Origin of the sequence: Acinetobacter portensis (genome assembly GCF_023158935.1) — a bacterium.
Lineage (GTDB): Bacteria > Pseudomonadota > Gammaproteobacteria > Pseudomonadales > Moraxellaceae > Acinetobacter > Acinetobacter faecalis.
Map to the genome: position 1 here is coordinate 23,550 of NZ_CP096120.1, position 18,144 is coordinate 41,693.

Sequence of the window (18,144 nt, forward strand, 5' to 3'; positions counted from 1 at the left end):
ATAGCGACAAAACTCATCAACTTATGTAAGCTAAAACGTACATTATTGCTTAAAAATAAAACGAATTAAGCGCTAACATATTGAACTAATTTATCAAATGATGCTTTTAGTGCACGCTCATCAAAAGTATTTGCTTCAAACTCTTCTGCTTGATTACGTGAGAAAATATCACGAATTTCTACAACAGCATTGCTATCAACTAAACCAAGCTGAGTTGCAACTTGACGAATTTGATCAATTGAACGTGAACCATTTGAACCGCCATAACTTACGTATGCAGCAGGTTTGCCCGCCCATTCTTTACCTAAGTAATCGAGTGCATTTTTAAGTGCAGGGCTATAACCGTGGTTATATTCAGGACTAATGAAAATGAAAGCGTCACCTTGTGCAACTTTGTCTGCCCAAGCTTGTTGTTTCGGTTGATCATAAATACCTGTTAATGGAGGATGAGCACCTGCAAAAATTGGTAAATCCCATTCTTTTAAATCGACAAGTTCAACTTCCACAGTTGAAAAATCATAAGATTCGATGCTTTTTTGAATCCAACGTGCAACTTTAATTGCTGTGCGTCCTTCACGAACACTACCAATAACAACTTGAATCTTCATTTATAAATCCTGCATTTTTTAATGAATGTTTATTAAATTATTATAGTAATTATTTCATGTATATAGGAACTTTATATCTAAAAGAATCGGGCATAAAAAAAGCTTCCGAAGAAGCTCTTTTATAGAAAATTGAATTACATCAATTTCACACCTTGTTGACCTGCAGGTGTTACTTTGAAAATTTCTACTTCAAAAGTAATGTTTTTACCTGCAAGTGGATGGTTGAAGTCAACTTCGGTAATGTCATCACCAACAGTTTTAACCACGCCATATAAGCTTTGTTTTGCTTTGTCTTCAAACTCGATCATGTGACCTTCAACAGGACGTTGTTCGAATTTTACAGTATCAAATTTTTGTACGTTTTCTGGATTCCACGGACCAAAAGCATCTTCTGGTAAAAGGCTAACTGTACGACGGTCGCCTGCACGTAAACCAAATAATGCTTTTTCAAAGCCTGGTAATAAGCTGCCATCGCCCATAACTAAACTTACAGGCTCTTCGCGGTTACGCGTATTGTCAATTTCTACACCATTTTCAATGGCTACAGAAAAATGAAGTGCGACTTTAGCGCCATCTTCAATACGTGTTTCTTCGTTTGGGTTAATAAAATCAGTCATTTTTTTGCACTTCTGCACGTTGAATACGATGCTTTTCTAAAAAGAACGTATCCACTAATAATAAAATAGTACCAAGCGTAATGGCACTGTCTGCAATATTAAAAGCAGGGAAGTGATTGTTGTTGTAGTAAACGTGAATAAAATCGACAACGTAGCCTAAGCTTACGCGGTCAATTAAATTACCAATTGCTCCACCTAAAATAAGGGCAATTGCAATTGGTAAAACTTTCACGGTTTTTGGCATACGCATAAGCCAAAATACAAAAACAACAGAAACTAAACCTGCAAGTGAGGTAAAGAAATAGCGTTGCCATCCACCAGCATCGGACAAGAAACTAAAGGCTGCGCCATAGTTATGTAGTAATGTCCAATTTAAAAAGGGCAGTACCGGAACAGGGTCTGCATAATTGAGACTTGTACTGGCAATCCATTTTGTCCATTGGTCTAAAATAATAGCCACAATGGACAAACTCAACCACACTAAATTGTGTGGGTAAAATTGGAATAAACCCTTTTTATTTTGTGGATTAGGCATATTTTCTCTCTTCGCCTTGACCTGTAGGAAGGTTGATAATACAACGAGAACATAAACCAGGATGTGCAGAATGTGTATTTACATCTGGAAGTACATGCCAGCAACGCGCACATTTTTCGCCATCTGCAGCTGAAACTTTCACACGTAAATCATCTAGGTCAGATGCTTCACCTTGAGTTTCATCGAAGTCATTTACAAGCACTTGAGATGTAATCATAACAAAACGAAGTTCATCACTTAGCTTGTCTAAAACAGCTTTAAGTTCTGCATTTGCCCAAAGCTCAACTTTTGCAGATAGGTTAGAACCTACAAGTTTTGCATTACGTGCAGCTTCAATGTGCTTATTCGTTGCAGATTTAACTGCAATTAAAGTTTGCCATTGTTCTTCAGAAATTAAGTTTGCTTTAGACGATACAGGAATGTCGTACCATTCTGCTGTGAACACGTATTTCTCTGATTGTTCAGGAATAAGTGGCCAAGCTTCTTGCGCTGTAAAGTTTAAAATTGGTGCCATCCAACGTACAAATGCTTGTACCAAGTGATACAACGCAGTTTGTGCAGAATGACGTGCTTTAGAGTCTGCTTTTGTAGTGTATTGACGGTCTTTGATGATGTCTAAATAGAAGCCACCAAGGTCATTAATACAGAAGTTCGTTAAAGCGCTAGTTACGATATGGAAGTTCATATCTTCATAGGCTTGTTGAACAGTTCTTTGTACTTCCGCAGCGCGTTGTAAAATGTATTGATCTAATGCAACTAAGTCATCTACTGGTAATGCATCTGTTGAAGGCTTAAAGCCATTCAAGTTCGCAAGTAAGAAACGAAGCGTGTTACGAATACGACGGTAACCATCAGACGCACGGCTAAAGATTTCTTTACCAGCAGTCATTTCATAACGGTAATCTGCAGATGCGATCCAGAAACGTAAACCATCTGCACCCATATCTTTAATGATGTCTTGTGGCGTAATAATGTTGCCTAAAGATTTAGACATCTTACGACCTTTCTCATCAACCACGAAGCCGTGAGTTAACAAGCCTTTGTAAGGCGCACGTTCATTAATTGCGATAGATGTTAATAATGAAGATTGGAACCAACCACGATGTTGATCTGAACCTTCAAGGTACAAATCAGCAGGGTCTGTTAATTCTTCACGCTCACGTAGTACAGCATAGTGAGTTGTTCCTGAGTCGAACCATACATCTAGTGTGTCGCGAACTGCGTTGTAGCATTCTGCGTCATCACCAATGAATTCTGAAGCATCACGGTTGTACCAACCATCAATACCTTCTTGTTCAATTAGTTTTGCAACTTCTTCGATTAATTCAGGTGTACGTGGGTGCAATTCGTTTGTGTCTTTATGAACAAAGAATGGAATTGGCACGCCCCAAGTACGTTGACGTGAGATACACCAATCTGGGCGACCTTCAATCATCGATTGAATACGGTTCTTACCCCAATCTGGTACAAAGCTAATGTCATTTTCAATTGCATTTAATGCATTTTGACGTAGACCTTTTGCATCCATGCTAATAAACCATTGCGGTGTTGCACGGAAAATAATAGGTGTTTTATGACGCCAGCAATGTGGGTAGCTATGTTTAATTACAACATGTGCCCAAAGTTTATTTGCTTCAGTTAATGCAGCAATAATTTTTGGATTGGCTTTATAAATGTGTTCACCTGGGAAAATTGGTGAAGTTGGTAAGTAAACGCCATTACCACCGACAGGATTTTCCACTTTCAAGTTGTACTGTAAGCCAACTTTATAATCGTCTACACCGTGACCAGGCGCTGTATGTACTGCACCTGTACCACTAGTTGCAATAACGTGTTCGCCTAAAATTACAGGAACTTGGCGTTCTGCAATAAGCGGATGTTGAAGCAATAAGTTTTCAAGTTTTGAACCTGTGAAATCTGCAAGAACTTCAACAGCAGTAAAGCCATAACGTTCTGTTGCAGATTCAACTAAATCTTTCGCTAAGATGAAGTTTTGCGCTGCTTTTTCTTCGCCTGTTGCTTTAACAAGTTGATATTCGATGTCTGCATGTAGTGCAACTGCTTGGTTAGCAGGCATTGTCCAAGGTGTTGTCGTCCAAATCACAATATCAGTACGATCTGAAACTTCTACACCTACGCGTGCAGATAAATCTGCAAGGTCTACAATTGTAAAACCAACATCAATTGCGTCAGATTTTTTATCTTCGTATTCAACTTCTGCTTCTGCAAGTGCAGAACCGCAATCTAAACACCAGTTTACTGGTTTAAGACCTGGTTCAATGTGACCCGCTTTGGCAATTGCGCCCAATGAACGAACAATGTCAGCTTCTTGTTTGAAGTTCATTGTTAGATATGGATTGTCCCAATCGCCAAACACGCCCATACGCACGAAGTCTTTCTTTTGAAGTTCAACTTGTGTGTAAGCATATTCACGGCAAGCTTTACGGAAAGTAGATGCATCTACTTTTACGCCAACTTTACCTACTTTTTCTTCTACTTTAAGTTCAATTGGAAGACCGTGACAGTCCCAACCTGGAACGTATGGCGCATCGAAGCCATCCATTACACGGCTTTTAATAATAATATCTTTAAGTACTTTGTTAACCGCATGACCTAAATGGATTTGACCATTTGCGTATGGAGGGCCATCGTGAAGTACATATTTTTTCTTGCCAATACGCGACTCACGAATCTTCTGATAAATGTTGTCGGCATACCACTCTTCTAACCATTTAGCTTCACGTACTGCGAGATTTGCTTTCATTGCAAATTCAGTACCTGGGAGGTTTAGCGTGGCTTTGTAATCCACTGCATTTTCAGGAGTTTGCTTATCGCTCATGCAAGTTTTCTTCCAAATTTATCAGCATATTAACTGACGCGTTTTACAATAGAATAATAGGGAGTTTAAAACTGGAAATGGGGGTGATTTCTTCGAAACTCAAGGAGCTTCTCGGTATCATCATCAATTCCTGCTTTGAGTGCTTCAAGCGAAGGATAATTCTTTTCGCCATGTAAATAGTTTAAGAATGTCACCCGCATTAATAGGCCATACAGATTAGCAGAAACATCGGGAAAATGTACTTCTAATCGCCATTCAGGATATTCTTGTTGAATGGCAGGACGAGTGCCGACATGACCTGCACCAAATAATGATGTTGGGGTGTAGCCAGCAATCCCTATTTTTTCAGGATTTTCATTTTTAACTTTATCTTTCAAAGATGTAGTTTCGCATATTACATCTACACCATAAATGCCTTGTAAGCATGGTTTATGGCGGTTTAGTCGAACATTAATGGTTGGAAAATTAATGGTTCGTCCAATTTGGTCACCATATTGCACACGACCTGTAATGCTATACGGGCGACCTAATAATTTGGCAGCAAGGGCTAAGTCTCCTGCTTGTAAGGTTTGACGAATACGTGTTGAACTAACACGTTCACCGTCTAATTCTACCGTTTTTAAATTGGTGATTTGAAAGCCATAATCTTTTAAAAATTCGCTATTTCCTTGGCGGTTTTTGCCAAAGTGAAAGTCATCGCCTAAAACTAAGCTATGTGCATTGAGTTTTTGTTTGAGTAAAGATGCAAATTCTTCAGCGCTTAAACTACGGAATGAATTATCAAACTTAGCAATAACAATATAGTCCACACCAAGTTCTGTTAAATATTCTACTTTTTCGCGTAAAGAACTAATGCGTGGTGGTGCTTCATAAGCTTTAAAAAATTCTAAAGGTTGAGGCTCAAAAATCATAACAGCAGTTTTTAAATTTTGTTGTGCTGCAATTTCTTTTAATTGGGCAATCATGGCCTGATGACCAAGGTGCACGCCATCAAAATTGCCAATAGTTACTGCTGTTTTTGGCAATTGAGTATTTGGTGCTAAAGCATTCAGGCGGAGTAGCTTCATGGCTAAATTAAAAGGTTTAAATTTATGAGGGCTATATATTGCCATATTCTCACGATTACGTCTTGTTGTTCTGTTTTTACTCAAAGGAAATTTACGTTAAATTAATTTATATATCAATTTAACTTATTCTTAAAATAAATATTAATCAGTTTTTCTTATTTAAAAATACTCGTAGAATGATTGTATCACCACTCAATGAGGATTCAGTGATGCAAAAACCACTTTATCAGTTGCAACAAGTGCAAGACATTATTCGTCATTTTACACCAAATTGGTTCACTGCGATTATGGGAACAGGCGTGGTTGCATTAATTTTGCCTGAATTTCCTGTGGCTGAATCCTTGACTTGGTTGTTAGGTAGCACGTTGTGGTTACTGAATATTGTTTTATTTGTCTTGTTTAGCACTTTATATATTTTGCGTTGGACGCTGTATACAAATGAAGCTAAACAAATTTTTAAACATCCTGTCATGAGTTTGTTTTTAGGTGCTATACCTATGGCGCTTGCCACAATTTTAAATGGATTCTTAAAGTTTGGTATTCCTTTAATTGGTGATGTTGCGGTACAGATTGCACAAGTACTTTGGTACATCGATGTATTTTTAGCTGTTGCAATTGCATGGATTGTTCCTTTTTGCATGTATAACCGCCAACAGCATCAGCTGAATACTATGACAGCAGTTTGGTTACTTCCCATTGTCGCTTGTGAGGTTGCAGCAACATCTGGAGGCTTGTTACTAGGTCATATAGAAGCAACACAACACGCAGTTGCGATATTATTTGGCAGTTATATGTTGTGGGGTATTTCAGTTTTACCTGCATTCGCTATTTTAACCATTTTAATGTTACGCCTAGCTTTGCACCAATTACCAAGTAAAGAGTTAGCAATAAGCAGCTGGTTGGCTTTAGGACCAATTGGTACAGGTGCTTTGGCTTTATTGGTTTTAGGTGAACAAGCACCGCATGTCCTTCAGGTGATTGGCATGGAAAGCTTGGGTATATTTGCGCAACAAGGCGGTTTAATTGCGAGCTTAATTTTAATTGGCTTTGGTTTGTGGTGGTTAGGTATAGCAGTATTAACAACCTTAAAACATGCACAACAAGATTTGCCATTTAACTTAGGATGGTGGGGCTTAACCTTTCCATTGGGCGTATTTACCTTAGCAATTTTAAATTTGGCACATCAAACAGATTTACATTTCATTTTTATATTTGGTTATGGTTTTGCCACGATTTTAATTCTGTTATGGATGCTTGTTGCGAGTAAAACATTCAAAGGTTTTTATGCAGGTCATTTATTTTTTTCACCATGTTTAAAAACATATTTGGAGAATAAATAAAGTAAAAGGTGGCTGTAAATCTCTCCCAATTAAAAACCTGATTTTGAGAAAGATCAGGTTTTTTTTATGTTTTAAAGATGTTCAAACAATTGCGTTGAAGTGGTGAATCCTCTTTAATGAGCAGTAATTTAGAAATGTAATGAGATAAAAATGTCTTCAGATTTAGCTTTAATTATGGCTCTTCCGAATGAATCAAAAGGTTTATTTGAACAAGCAGGAGTTGAGGTTCATTACAGCGGAATAGGCAAAGTGAATGCTGCATTTAAAGCATTTGAAGTTATTCAAAAAACAGGTTGTAAAACATTACTAAATTTGGGAACAGCAGGAAGTTCATATTTTGATGCGCATGAACTTGTTGAAGTAACTCAGTACGTACAACGTGATATGGATGTTTCACCACTTGGTTTTGACGTAGGTGTTACGCCAGTAGATACAGATTATCCTGCTGAAATTAATTTAGATGGTTTCTTTGCGCATTTGAACAAAGGGACTTGTGGTACAGGCGATAATTTTGAAACAGGTACGCCAAAGGTTGCTTGTAATTTGGTAGATATGGAAGGTTATGCTTTAGCGAAAGTGTGTAAAAAGCTCGGTGTGCGTTTAATTTCCGTAAAATACATTACAGATGGTGCAAACGATACAGCGCATTTAGATTGGGAAGAGAACTTGCTACTTGGTGCAAAAAAATTATTAGAATTATATAAGACAATTAAATAGAAGAAAGGTTGGCGACCATAGAAAGTGCTATGGTCGTGTGCCAATCATCAATGAAGATGTTCTGTTTTTTTATTTTTCAGTACGAGGAAGAACACCGTATAAGAACATATGAATTGTATGTTGAATAATACGTTGTTGCATGCTTCGGTTACGTAAGGTTTTACCCGTTACCATTTCCATTTGCGTAGAAAAATCTGCGTAGTTCTGCGTCACAGACCAAATATTTAAAATCAAAAGTTCAGGATCGATATCTTTCGAAATTTTACCTTGCTCTTGCCACATGATAATTACTTTTGCTTTACGCTTAAAAAGCTTTTTCAGTGGACCTTTTAAAATTTCAAGAATATGTGGTGCGCCTTGAATAATTTCGAGGGCAAACAAACGAGATGCTTTAGGTTGAGTACGTGAAACCTCAATTTTCTGCATAAGATAATTGGTAAGCGCTTCTTCTGGCTCAAGTTCAGATTCGAGTGATTGTAAAGGCGCAAGCCATTTTTGTAGGACAGTCGTTAATACTTCTACATACAAAGCTTCTTTATTTTCGTAATAATAGAAAATATTCGACTTGTGCATTTCTGCAATTTGAGCAATCTCATCTAGACTAGCACCGCTAAAGCCATAGACTGAGAATACGTCCAACGCTGCATTAAGGAGCTGTTGACGTTTTTGAGTACTCTTTTTCTGTTCCATTAGCAAACTTAAAACAATAAAAAAAGGGGAATCGTCAATTGTACGGCAAATCATCAGATTTGTGGATAATCTAAATTTGTATTTTGTGTATAAATGCATCTTAACTTTAAAGAAAATCTATTAAATTGAGATGGAATCGACATATTTTAGCAATGCTTAATTAAGTATTACTAAAAGTATGTGTTTATTTTTATACAAATGTTTCAAAGAGTTTGGTGATTTATAAGATTTTTTACTCTAAATGTGCTTTTTCTTCATTTTAAATATTTATTAAATAGTAAAATTACATGTTACAAACAAAAAAGTCTTCTAAATTCAAGGTTGAACTTAGAAGATGCTTCTAATTAGGTTGCTAAAACAGCATTAAGAACTTGTTGTTCTAAATTTGCAAAGTCAATTCCTTTTTTGCGTGGTCGAGGTAAATCTACTTTGAACTCTTTGGCAATATGGCCTTTATCTAGCAAGATAATTCGGTCCGCCAATTGAACGGCTTCAGAAACATCATGTGTGACTAAAATTGCTGTGAAGCCTTGTTCAGTCCAAAGTTTCTCAATAAGGTTTTGCATATCTAAACGTGTAAGTGCATCTAAAGCACCTAAAGGTTCATCTAATAACAAAATACGGGGCTTATGAGAAAGGGCGCGAGCAAGTGCGGTACGTTGACGCTGACCACCTGAAAGTTGAGATGGCCATAAAGCCGCTTTTTCTTCTAAGCCAACTTTTTTAAGCAATTCAGATGCATTTTCATGACGTTCTTTAGGCAAGCCTAATTGAACATTTTTTTCAATGCTACGCCATGGTAAAAGACGTGGGTCTTGGAACATGACACGAATATCATCGCTTGTAATACCCTCACGTAAATGACGAGCAGATTTAAATTTAATTTCGCCATAACTAGGTTGTTCTAAATCTGCAATTAAACGCAGTAGCGTACTTTTACCGCAACCACTACGACCAACAATTGCCAAGAACTCACCTGGTTGAATATGTAAATCTAAATCTTCTAAAACCTTAACTTGACCATAGAATTTGTGGAGTTGTTCTATGTAAATTTCAGCCCCTAAAACCGCATTTGGATTAATGTCTGGAGAAATGGGTGAATGTGATTTCGATTCACTAACTTGAAGACCAACACTTAAATCTGTCATCTTATTTTCCTTATTATTTTTGATAGCCTGCATGCCAGCGTAGTAAGTATTTTTCTAAACCTATAGCCAACACATCTGCTAATTTACCTAAAAGTGCGTAAAGTAAAATACCAACAAGTACGATATCTGTTTGTAAAAACTCACGTGCATTCATGGTCATGTAGCCAATACCTGATTGTGCTGAAATAGTTTCGGCAACAATCAACAGTACCCACACAAGCCCCAATGAAAAACGTAGTCCAACCAAAATTGAAGGCATTGCACCGGGTAAAATAATTTCTTTATAAAGTTGCCAATGTGTTAAACCGTAGCTTTTACCCATTTCAATAAGCTGAGGGTCAACTGAACGAATACCGTGATAGGTATTAATGTAAATCGGGAAGAACACACCAATTGCAACTAGAAATAATTTTGCAGATTCATCGATACCAAACCAAAGAATGACCAATGGAATAAGTGCCAAAGCAGGTATGTTACGGATCATTTGTAAAGTTGTATCTAACAACGTAGATGCGAATTTTGATGATCCATTTAATAAGCCTAAAAGTAAGCCTAAACCACCACCCACAAATAAACCCAGTAGGGCACGTCCAGCACTCACTTGAACATGTTCAACAAGTTCACCACTTGCAAGCAATGTCCAAAAGGCTGTTACCACTGCGGTAGGTGCAGGCAAAATCCGACTTTCTAATAAGCCGGTACTTGATGCAATTTGCCAAACTAAAATAAGTACAGATGGGAACAACCATGGCAGCAAACGCTGACCAAGGATTGTTCCACGTGAAACCTTTTTTTCAATTAAGGTATCCACCGAAATCTTTTTAGACATTAAGCAGGCTCCTTATTTTTAATTTCTTTTTTCGTTTCATCTGCAACATAGTTATTTGCCACAATTTCACCGAAAGGACCTGTTAAATTTGGTTGAGCTAATTTTTTACGTGTTTCTAAAGGAAGCAGAGGGAACACGAGTTCAGCGAAGCGAATAGATTCTTCTAGGTGTGGATAGCCTGAAAATATAAACGTACCAATACCTAAATCTGCATATTCTTGAATACGTGCCGCAACAGTTTCAGGGTCACCTACAAGCGCAGTCCCTGCACCACCACGAACAAGCCCAACACCGGCCCATAAGTTAGGCGAAACTTCGAGTTTAGTTCTATCGCCATTATGCAGTTCAGCCATACGACGCTGACCAACTGAATCCATGGTTTTGAATTTTGCTTGAGCCGCTGCAATTGTTGCATCATCTACATGTTGAATAAGTTCTTCAGCAGCAGCCCATGCTTGTTCATTTGTTTCGCGAACAATCACGTGTAAACGAATACCGTAATTTAATTGGCGACCTTTCGCTTCAGCTTTTGCTTTTACAACCGTAATTTTTTCTTTCACTGCCGCGGGTGGTTCACCCCAAGTTAAATACGTGTCTACTTGGTCTGCTGCAAGCTCGATAGCATCTTCAGAAGAACCACCAAACCATAGTGGCGGATGTGGTTCTTGAACAGGTGGATAAAGTAATTTTGCATCATCTACGCTTAAGCGTTCGCCGTGGAAAGTGAATGATTCACCAATATGTGAGCGCGTTAAAATTTCACGCCAAATTTTTGTATATTCAGCAGCAGTTTTATAGCGTGTTGAATGATCTTCATATAACCCATCACCTTTTAATTCTTGTTCATCGCCACCTGTTACAAGGTTCAGCAAAACACGGCCATTTGAAAGGCGATCAAATGTAGATGCCATACGTGCAGCAAGCGCAGGCGTTGTAACACCTGGGCGTAAAGCCACTAAGAATTTCAAGTTTTTAGTCGCATCGATTAAGCTTGCTGCTGTAATCCAAGGGTCTTCACATGAGCGACCTGTTGGAATAAGCACACCTTCATAGCCAAGATTATCTACAGCCACAGCAATTTGTTTCATATAAGCATGATCAACTTGACGGGCACCTTTGCTCGTACCTAAATAACGACTATCACCATGTGTAGGAATAAACCAAAAGATTTTCATGTCAAATTTCCTTGCTCAATATTTAAAAAATTAGTGATTAGATTCAGAATTCAAAATGGCATCTTGAATTTTGATTTGTTTAGGAATGAGCTTTTCTTTATAAAAAAGATCGGCAATTTGTTGTTGTGATTCGATATTTACAGAGGTAATAGGACGAATCGGTGATGGCTTTGATCTACGATCTAAGGCATTTTTTGCAACATCTTTCTTTAAGCCTGTGCTACTTGCATATAAGTCGACAGCTAAATCTTGGTTGTTCAAAATCCATGAGTCTGCATCGTTTAAGCTTTTTAATACTTTGTCGGTTACACCAGGATGCGCATTTACAAATGTTGGATTTGAGATGTAATACGAGTAGGTGGTTGGGAAATCTGAACCGCTAATAAAGGTTGTGACAGGACCACTCAATTCAATTGCGGAAAGAAATGGATCCCAAATTGCCCAAGCATCTACAGAGCCTTTATTAAACGCTGCACGAGCATCTGCAGGTGGTAGCCAAATTGGCTGAATGTCTTGCCATGAAAGATTTGCTTTTTGCAAAACCTTTGCTAGAAATTCATGTGCACTTGAGCCTTTTTGAAGCGCAATCCGTTTACCTTTTAAGTCGCTTAAGCTTCTTATTGAACTATTGTTTGGTAAAACCAAACCTAAAGATTTTTCAGGATAGACTTCGTAGCCTGCATAGCTCAGATTTTTGTCGGCAGCTTGTGCAAAAATAGGTGGTGTATTGCCTACATAGCCAAAATCTACAGCGCCAACTGCTAAAGCCTCAAGCATTTGTGGTCCAGCAGGGAATTCGCGCCATTCAATTTTTGTATTTGGAAACTGTTGTTCAAATAGCTTTTGTTCGCGAGCTACTAAAAAGTTAAGTGATGATTTTTGGAAACCAATTTGTAGTGACTTCACTTCAACATCAGTTTCTTTTTTTGTATCTGTAGACGCTTTTGATGTTGTTTCTTTTTGGCATGCACTCAGCCCCAAACTCAGTGCAGTAATACCAATAAGGGTTGTTATTTTGAGCGAGCTCATAGGTAATCCTTCTATTATTTTTTGCTGCTTAGTAATGCAGCTTGAATATTGATTGTGTTTGGAATTAATTTTTGTTGATAAAAGGCATCAGCAACATACTGCTGTTCTTTGGCAACTTCAGTTGAAATAGGTTGAACACCAAAGCTCATACGACTAATTGAGGTTTTTAAAATATCTTTACTTAGACCTGTTGGTTTTTCTAAAATTTGAGTTGCTTGATCTTGATTATTCTTCACCCAATCTGCTGCGCTATTGAGTTCTGTAATAACTGTTTCAAGTACTTCAGGATGTTGTTCGGCAAATTTGCGATCTGCTAAATAAAATTGATGATTGTTGACTAAGTTTGTGCCATCAGCCAATACGCGTGCACCAATTTGATGTTCTGCTGCTGCAAAGAATGGATCCCAAATAACCCAAGCATCTACAGCACCACGTTCGAAAGCTGCACGAGCATCGGAAGGAGGTAAATACACCACTTCAATATCACTGAGTTTTAAATTATTTTTTTCCAGAACTTTTAATAAAAGGTAATGAACATTTGAACCTTTATTTAAAGCAACTCGTTTACCTTTTAAATCTTGAATGGATTTAATTGGAGAGTCTTTAGGAATAATAAGTGCTTCAGCAGTTAGGGCAGCAGGTTGGTTAGCGATATAAACCAAATTTGCACCAGCAGCTTGAGCAAAAATAGGAGGAGCTTCTCCAACTTCACCTAAAGCAACGCTGCCTACATTCAAACCTTCTAAAAGTTGTGGACCTGCGGGAAATTCAACCCATTTCACATTAATATTTTTTTCTTTTAATGTTGAATCAAGTACGCCACGTTCTTTAATTACAGGAAGTAAACCGTATTTTTGGAACCCAATATTTAAAGTAACGGTTTCAGTTTTTGGTTCTTTATTACCGCAACCAGACATCATTAATGCACCAGCAACCACAGTAGAAAGAACTAAGCTTTTCGTTAAAAAAATTGTGTTGAGGTTACCCATAATGATGTTGCTCCGAGCAGAAATAATGAGGTCGTTGAATGAGCAACTAAAATAATCATTTTTCTTTTTCGGAAAAAATAACTATTCAGGAATTTCTAATGAGAAAAAAAGATAAATAAAAATAAGCAAAGCTTATTCAACACAGGAATAAATACTCCTGTAAAAATTTCACCAATAAAAGTTCATAAGTTAATGATATTTATTTTAAAAATTGATTTTTTAAATTATTTTCTAAATTTATAGATTCAGCTATTCATTTGAAAACTTATATTTGTACGCTGTTTAAGTCATTTAGATATGAGAAATATAGATATATCGAACAATAAAAAAGTCACTTTAAAGTGACTTTTTACAAACAATTGAATTTCGTTGATAGTTATAAAGTGCTTGCCGAGCATTTGGTAAATCATCAACATTTGCATTTTCAAAGCCTTGCTCTAAAAACCAATGTGCTGTTCGAGTTGTTAAAATAAACAGTTGCTCAATGCCCATCGATTTTGCTTTTGCTTCTAAATAATGAAGAATTTGACTACCACGATTCGATTTTCTATAACTTGGATGAACAGCTACACAAGCAATTTCAGCAGATTTAATTTCATTTTCGGCTGTTGGAATAGGATATAAAGCTGCACAAGCTAAAATAGTTCCATCACGTTCAATGACAGCAAACTGTTCAATTTCATTTTCTAAGAGTTCACGTGAACGGTAAACTAAAATTCCTTCTTCTTCGAGTGGGCGCAGTAAATTAATTAAACCACCGACATCTTGAATATTTGCCATACGCACTTCTTCATAATGCGCATCTGTAATCATAGTGCCAGAACCATCACGAGTGAAAAGCTCTTCAATAAGTGCACCATCATAACTATAAGAAAGTAGATGAACACGGTGAACACCATTTAGCGATGCAAGTTTTGCACCTTTTAAATGTAATGCACGATTTGGGCTTTCATCTTGGTATTGCTGAATAAATTGATCAATTTGATGCGGTAAAACCTCACGTAATAATTGTCCATTTTCATTAGATAAACCATGATGCTTACCCAAAAAAATCAATTTATCTGCTTTTAAGCTAACTGCAGTTTTTGTTGCGACTTCTTCAGCTAATAAATTAAAAACTTCGCCAGTTGTCGAATAGCCTGTTGGTCCAAGTACCACAATATTTTGATTATCTAAATGCCGATGGATAGCAGCCGTATCTAAAGTACGAACTTCACCTGTAAGTTGGTAGTCCACGCCATCTCTAATACCGTAAGGTTTTGCGGTAACAAAATTACCTGAAACAACGTCTATGCGTGCGCCGTACATAGGGGAATTGGCTAATCCCATTGAAAGTAGAGCTTCAATCTGCAAGCGAATTGAACCAACTGCATTCATAATTGAGTTTAAAGATTCACGCGTAGTAATACGTTTATTGTTATGGAATGGCGTTTCTATATGATTAATTTTTAAATTTTGAGAAATTTGTGGGCGTGCACCATGAACAAGTACAAGGCGAATACCTAGCGAGTGTAATAGAGCAATATCGTGAATAATATGTTGAAAATTATCGTGTTGAACTGCTTCGCCATCAAACATAATGACAAAAGTTTTATTACGATGGGCATTAATATAAGGTGCAGAATGCCGAAACCAGTGCACATATTGCAACGTCATACTATGTGAAGTTTCAGATATATTTACTGTCATGCCCATCTCAATTGATTTGAATAATTAGAGTATCTTCGATTTTTATATAAATTAAAATATATAAGCACAATTTAAAAAACCATCGGAGATAAATCTTCGATGGTCAGAAAATATTGAGACTTTTCAGCGGTAAATTAGCGGACAATGTCTAAAATTTTATAGCGATGATCGACTAAAACGTAGTCACTATTAATTTTGTACCATTGTTCAGATGGACCCACGTTGTAAATACGTGGAGAATCATTACTTTTAACTTTAAAACGGTCTGTTCTGAGTGGCTCTGGAATTTTATCGCCTTTTTTCCAATCCCAAGATGGTCTTGGTATCGTTGTGTCAATTCTTTGATCACGGTTGGTATCATAGTAATAGCGACCGTTTTGTTGTTGCGGTTGACCGTAAACAGGGGGGCTGTAGTATTGCCCACTGTTATTATAATTTTGATTATCTCTTATTTCGCTATAAAGACCCGTCTGATCATCATAAATAAACTTTTTTGCAAGTGAATATTGAGCTGTAATTAAAGCCGTTAAAGATAAAGTGGATATTGTAAAAAATTTCTTCATATTTATTGTCCTCTATTTTATATGGTTATTTTATGCACTGCTGAAATGGAGGAATATTAGAAAAATGTAAATAATTTAATATTTTTTAAGTATTTTGTGATTTATTTATTATTTTAATATTTCGACATTTTTTAAATAAATTGACCATTCATTGAACAATTATTTTATTTGGGGTACTAAAAAGCCTGATATAAATCAGGCTTCTATAACTTGGTAATATGCTTTTATTAACTAATTCGTAAAATTTTATCAGTTTTAGTATTTACCAATACATAATCGCCATTCACTTTATACCAAGCTTGATTACGGCTTGGTTTTTTTAGATGTTTTGCTTCGCGGTAATCTACTTTATAACGTGAAGAATCATATTGACGTGGTAATGGTTGACCTACACGCCAATCACGACTTGGATTTACTTTATAAGAGTTATAGCGCTTATCATTATTCCAATGTTGCTTACTAGGATGTTTGTCATTTGAGTTCCAATGTGCAGGCGCATGCGATGGATGGTTAAAACGAGCATCGTGGTGCGGTGCAGCCATAGCAGATGTTGCAATAAGAGCACTTAACGAGAGGGCAATTGTTGTTAACACTTTTTTCATTTGTTTTACCACTATTCTATTTGAATGTTTTCCGATAACTTTAAATTAGCGAATAACTAGCGATAAATAATGAGAGGAATATAGTGGAATTGTGAAATAAATGAAGAAATTAAGTATTTTAAAAATACAGGCATAAAAAAGCCCAAACAAAAGTTGGGCGATATAGGTAATTAAAATTAATTAGCGATACGAATAATGGTATTGCTGTCTGTGTTTACTAAAATATAGTTATTGTTCACTTTGTACCATTGTTCATTTCGTGAAGCTTTTGGAAGGCTTGAATCTTTTGAATCTACTTTATAACTGTTTCCTCGGTAATGCTGAGGCATGACATAACCTTCTTGCCATTTTAATTGCTGTAAACGTTGTACGCCTCTTTCTTCGCGCATACGACGTTTTTCAAAGCGTTCGTCACTATTTTCTTCACGGTATTCACGATGTTTTCTACTTTGTTCATGGCGAGGCTTATCAAAGCCTCGATCATCATCATGATGAGGTGCAGCAGCAGTGAGACTGCTTGCCATCAAAGCACTTAAAGAAATTGCGAGTATAGACAATATCTTTTTCATGTTTAACCCTCTTAATATTATTTTCACTATGAGATTACTCTACTGAAAAATTGCAGAGAAACTGTGAAGAAAGAATAACTTTTTATTTTAAAGCCATAAATATATTAAGGTATTATGCTGTATTTTAGGAAAATTATAAAATTTGAATTACATATAAGAACAAATAAGAAAATAGACGTTGAGCTTATTTTTTATAATGAAAATAGCCCTAAATAGGACTATTTTTGAGGCAAGATTAATTCCAATGTTCGACTAAATTTTGTAATGAATTTACAGCTTCAACAACATCTTTAGCTTGGTGAACATCATCTAATGCTGTAATTAAATCTGTAGAAAGTTGTAGATTTTCAATTGAGCGAATCATTTCAACTTTATGTTTTAAATCGGTCATTGATAGCTCCTTATCTGCTGTTTTGCTTGCAAGGTATTATAAGGAATGGAGTTTAATCATAAAAACCGAATAATATTATTGTGATGATAAGGAAAACCGATTTATATTTTTTGTTCGCATAAAAAAGGCAGTTCGAGCTGCCTTTTTAAATATTAAATTTATTCAACTTTGTTAGTATGCGTATTTCATATCTGTGTAGTCTGTTAAAGATTTTTGAACATGCGCATTAATGAATTCGCGTACATCTTCAGGGCTTAAAGGCTCGCCTTGTTTGGTAATTACATGCTCAAACGGTGCTTGTTCTGGCGCAACAATTTTGTATACGAAGTTGGTGATAACACTGTATTTATCATCTTCTTTTAAAATACTAGTCACGTAATGATAAGAATGTTCAAAGTTTAAATCTGTATGTGAAAATACGAACTGATCGAACAGCTTTATATTTTTACCATTTTCTAGGGCTTGAAGTTCACTCATGATGGTTGCTTCAAATTTCATGCCGTATTTTTCAGAAATAGGTTGGCCATCTACAAGTAAAGATACCATTCCATCTTCAAGGTGAGTAACGCCAATATTGCTAAAGTCAGACATGTGAAATTCTCAGAATGTTTAAGTGATATGTGTTTAGTATGAGTAAATTAGCGCTAAAAACAATGCTAGAAAAAACAGCTGTATAAATATTATTCAATTTTAAAATGAGTGCTTATTTTGATGATAAAAAAGGGGGCATAAGCCCCCTAAGTATTT

General features: G+C 36.5%; 19 protein-coding genes. 2 read left to right on the forward strand and 17 right to left on the reverse strand.

Annotation, left to right across the window (positions count from 1 at the left end; genetic code table 11):
- Positions 1–65 precede the first annotated feature (65 nt).
- The 5 genes from MZO21_RS00105 to ribF all read right to left on the reverse strand — a co-directional run bounded on the left by MZO21_RS00105 (position 66) and on the right by ribF (position 5,666).
- The gene (locus MZO21_RS00105) at positions 66–608 is read right to left on the reverse strand and encodes an NADPH-dependent FMN reductase (RefSeq protein WP_154773090.1); all 543 of its coding nucleotides are present in this window, start codon (positions 606–608) and stop codon (positions 66–68) included.
- Between the two features lie 134 nt (positions 609–742).
- Positions 743–1,225 carry an FKBP-type peptidyl-prolyl cis-trans isomerase gene (locus tag MZO21_RS00110; protein WP_154773091.1) on the reverse strand — a complete coding sequence of 161 codons (483 nt, stop codon included), beginning with the start codon at positions 1,223–1,225 and terminating at the stop codon, positions 743–745.
- Positions 1,218–1,760, reverse strand: coding sequence for a signal peptidase II (gene lspA, locus MZO21_RS00115; RefSeq protein WP_154773092.1), 543 nt, complete (start codon positions 1,758–1,760; stop codon positions 1,218–1,220). Before lspA ends, MZO21_RS00110 begins: the two co-directional genes overlap by 8 nt.
- A complete protein-coding gene (gene ileS / locus MZO21_RS00120; RefSeq protein ID WP_154773093.1) occupies positions 1,753–4,599 on the reverse strand; it encodes an isoleucine--tRNA ligase in 2,847 nt (948 codons plus the stop codon). Before ileS ends, lspA begins: the two co-directional genes overlap by 8 nt.
- Before the next feature lie 65 nt (positions 4,600–4,664).
- Entirely contained in the window at positions 4,665–5,666 is a 1,002-nt protein-coding gene (gene ribF, locus MZO21_RS00125; RefSeq protein ID WP_248102434.1) for a bifunctional riboflavin kinase/FAD synthetase, read from the reverse strand.
- A 209-nt stretch (positions 5,667–5,875) separates the two neighbouring features.
- On the opposite strand from ribF, the gene MZO21_RS00130 reads away from it, so the two are divergent.
- Both MZO21_RS00130 and MZO21_RS00135 read left to right on the forward strand, forming a co-directional pair.
- Positions 5,876–7,006 (forward strand): TDT family transporter, encoded by a 1,131-nt coding sequence (locus MZO21_RS00130; protein WP_154773095.1) that lies wholly within the window; start codon positions 5,876–5,878, stop codon positions 7,004–7,006.
- A gap of 150 nt (positions 7,007–7,156) precedes the next feature.
- On the forward strand, positions 7,157–7,723 hold the full coding sequence (locus MZO21_RS00135; protein WP_154773096.1) for a 5'-nucleosidase: 567 nt from the start codon (positions 7,157–7,159) through the stop codon (positions 7,721–7,723).
- Between the two features lie 69 nt (positions 7,724–7,792).
- Here the strand turns inward: MZO21_RS00135 and MZO21_RS00140 are convergent, their stop codons facing one another.
- The 12 genes from MZO21_RS00140 to MZO21_RS00195 form a co-directional block, all read right to left on the reverse strand.
- Positions 7,793–8,413 carry a TetR/AcrR family transcriptional regulator gene (locus tag MZO21_RS00140; protein WP_154773097.1) on the reverse strand — a complete coding sequence of 207 codons (621 nt, stop codon included), beginning with the start codon at positions 8,411–8,413 and terminating at the stop codon, positions 7,793–7,795.
- 344 nt (positions 8,414–8,757) lie between these two features.
- Positions 8,758–9,561 (reverse strand): ABC transporter ATP-binding protein, encoded by an 804-nt coding sequence (locus tag MZO21_RS00145; RefSeq protein ID WP_154773098.1) that lies wholly within the window; start codon positions 9,559–9,561, stop codon positions 8,758–8,760.
- 13 nt (positions 9,562–9,574) lie between these two features.
- Entirely contained in the window at positions 9,575–10,390 is an 816-nt protein-coding gene (gene ssuC / locus MZO21_RS00150) for an aliphatic sulfonate ABC transporter permease SsuC (protein ID WP_248102437.1), read from the reverse strand.
- Entirely contained in the window at positions 10,390–11,565 is a 1,176-nt protein-coding gene (gene ssuD / locus MZO21_RS00155) for an FMNH2-dependent alkanesulfonate monooxygenase (RefSeq protein ID WP_248102440.1), read from the reverse strand. The genes ssuC and ssuD overlap by 1 nt, the downstream gene beginning before the upstream one ends.
- A 30-nt stretch (positions 11,566–11,595) precedes the next feature.
- Positions 11,596–12,594 carry an aliphatic sulfonate ABC transporter substrate-binding protein gene (locus tag MZO21_RS00160; RefSeq protein ID WP_154773101.1) on the reverse strand — a complete coding sequence of 333 codons (999 nt, stop codon included), beginning with the start codon at positions 12,592–12,594 and terminating at the stop codon, positions 11,596–11,598.
- A gap of 14 nt (positions 12,595–12,608) precedes the next feature.
- Entirely contained in the window at positions 12,609–13,583 is a 975-nt protein-coding gene (locus MZO21_RS00165; protein WP_154773102.1) for a sulfonate ABC transporter substrate-binding protein, read from the reverse strand.
- A 336-nt stretch (positions 13,584–13,919) separates the two neighbouring features.
- The gene (gene argA / locus MZO21_RS00170) at positions 13,920–15,272 is read right to left on the reverse strand and encodes an amino-acid N-acetyltransferase (RefSeq protein WP_154773103.1); all 1,353 of its coding nucleotides are present in this window, start codon (positions 15,270–15,272) and stop codon (positions 13,920–13,922) included.
- 134 nt (positions 15,273–15,406) lie between these two features.
- The gene (locus MZO21_RS00175; protein ID WP_248102442.1) at positions 15,407–15,835 is read right to left on the reverse strand and encodes a hypothetical protein; all 429 of its coding nucleotides are present in this window, start codon (positions 15,833–15,835) and stop codon (positions 15,407–15,409) included.
- 227 nt (positions 15,836–16,062) lie between these two features.
- A complete protein-coding gene (locus MZO21_RS00180) occupies positions 16,063–16,437 on the reverse strand; it encodes an RcnB family protein (RefSeq protein WP_154773105.1) in 375 nt (124 codons plus the stop codon).
- Between the two features lie 176 nt (positions 16,438–16,613).
- Positions 16,614–17,006, reverse strand: a complete 393-nt coding sequence (locus MZO21_RS00185) for an RcnB family protein (RefSeq protein ID WP_154773106.1) — start codon at positions 17,004–17,006, stop codon at positions 16,614–16,616.
- Between the two features lie 235 nt (positions 17,007–17,241).
- Positions 17,242–17,397 carry a hypothetical protein gene (locus MZO21_RS00190; protein WP_171501304.1) on the reverse strand — a complete coding sequence of 52 codons (156 nt, stop codon included), beginning with the start codon at positions 17,395–17,397 and terminating at the stop codon, positions 17,242–17,244.
- Positions 17,398–17,568: 171 nt separating this feature from the next.
- Positions 17,569–17,988: a hypothetical protein gene (locus tag MZO21_RS00195; RefSeq protein ID WP_154773107.1), complete on the reverse strand. Its 420-nt coding sequence runs from the start codon at positions 17,986–17,988 to the stop codon at positions 17,569–17,571.
- Between the last annotated feature and the right edge of the window lie 156 nt (positions 17,989–18,144).

Coding starts and splice junctions, on each gene's coding strand:
- MZO21_RS00180 (WP_154773105.1), bottom strand. CDS start 16,437: ATGAAAAAAGTGTTAACAACAATTGCCCTCTCGTTAAGTGCTCTTATT.
- MZO21_RS00160 (WP_154773101.1), bottom strand. CDS start 12,594: ATGAGCTCGCTCAAAATAACAACCCTTATTGGTATTACTGCACTGAGT.
- MZO21_RS00175 (WP_248102442.1), bottom strand. CDS start 15,835: ATGAAGAAATTTTTTACAATATCCACTTTATCTTTAACGGCTTTAATT.
- ssuC (WP_248102437.1), bottom strand. CDS start 10,390: ATGTCTAAAAAGATTTCGGTGGATACCTTAATTGAAAAAAAGGTTTCA.
- MZO21_RS00185 (WP_154773106.1), bottom strand. CDS start 17,006: ATGAAAAAGATATTGTCTATACTCGCAATTTCTTTAAGTGCTTTGATG.
- MZO21_RS00110 (WP_154773091.1), bottom strand. CDS start 1,225: ATGACTGATTTTATTAACCCAAACGAAGAAACACGTATTGAAGATGGC.
- MZO21_RS00195 (WP_154773107.1), bottom strand. CDS start 17,988: ATGTCTGACTTTAGCAATATTGGCGTTACTCACCTTGAAGATGGAATG.
- lspA (WP_154773092.1), bottom strand. CDS start 1,760: ATGCCTAATCCACAAAATAAAAAGGGTTTATTCCAATTTTACCCACAC.
- MZO21_RS00140 (WP_154773097.1), bottom strand. CDS start 8,413: ATGGAACAGAAAAAGAGTACTCAAAAACGTCAACAGCTCCTTAATGCA.
- ssuD (WP_248102440.1), bottom strand. CDS start 11,565: ATGAAAATCTTTTGGTTTATTCCTACACATGGTGATAGTCGTTATTTA.
- ribF (WP_248102434.1), bottom strand. CDS start 5,666: ATGAAGCTACTCCGCCTGAATGCTTTAGCACCAAATACTCAATTGCCA.
- ileS (WP_154773093.1), bottom strand. CDS start 4,599: ATGAGCGATAAGCAAACTCCTGAAAATGCAGTGGATTACAAAGCCACG.
- MZO21_RS00135 (WP_154773096.1), top strand. CDS start 7,157: ATGTCTTCAGATTTAGCTTTAATTATGGCTCTTCCGAATGAATCAAAA.
- MZO21_RS00105 (WP_154773090.1), bottom strand. CDS start 608: ATGAAGATTCAAGTTGTTATTGGTAGTGTTCGTGAAGGACGCACAGCA.
- argA (WP_154773103.1), bottom strand. CDS start 15,272: ATGACAGTAAATATATCTGAAACTTCACATAGTATGACGTTGCAATAT.
- MZO21_RS00165 (WP_154773102.1), bottom strand. CDS start 13,583: ATGGGTAACCTCAACACAATTTTTTTAACGAAAAGCTTAGTTCTTTCT.
- MZO21_RS00190 (WP_171501304.1), bottom strand. CDS start 17,397: ATGACCGATTTAAAACATAAAGTTGAAATGATTCGCTCAATTGAAAAT.
- MZO21_RS00145 (WP_154773098.1), bottom strand. CDS start 9,561: ATGACAGATTTAAGTGTTGGTCTTCAAGTTAGTGAATCGAAATCACAT.
- MZO21_RS00130 (WP_154773095.1), top strand. CDS start 5,876: ATGCAAAAACCACTTTATCAGTTGCAACAAGTGCAAGACATTATTCGT.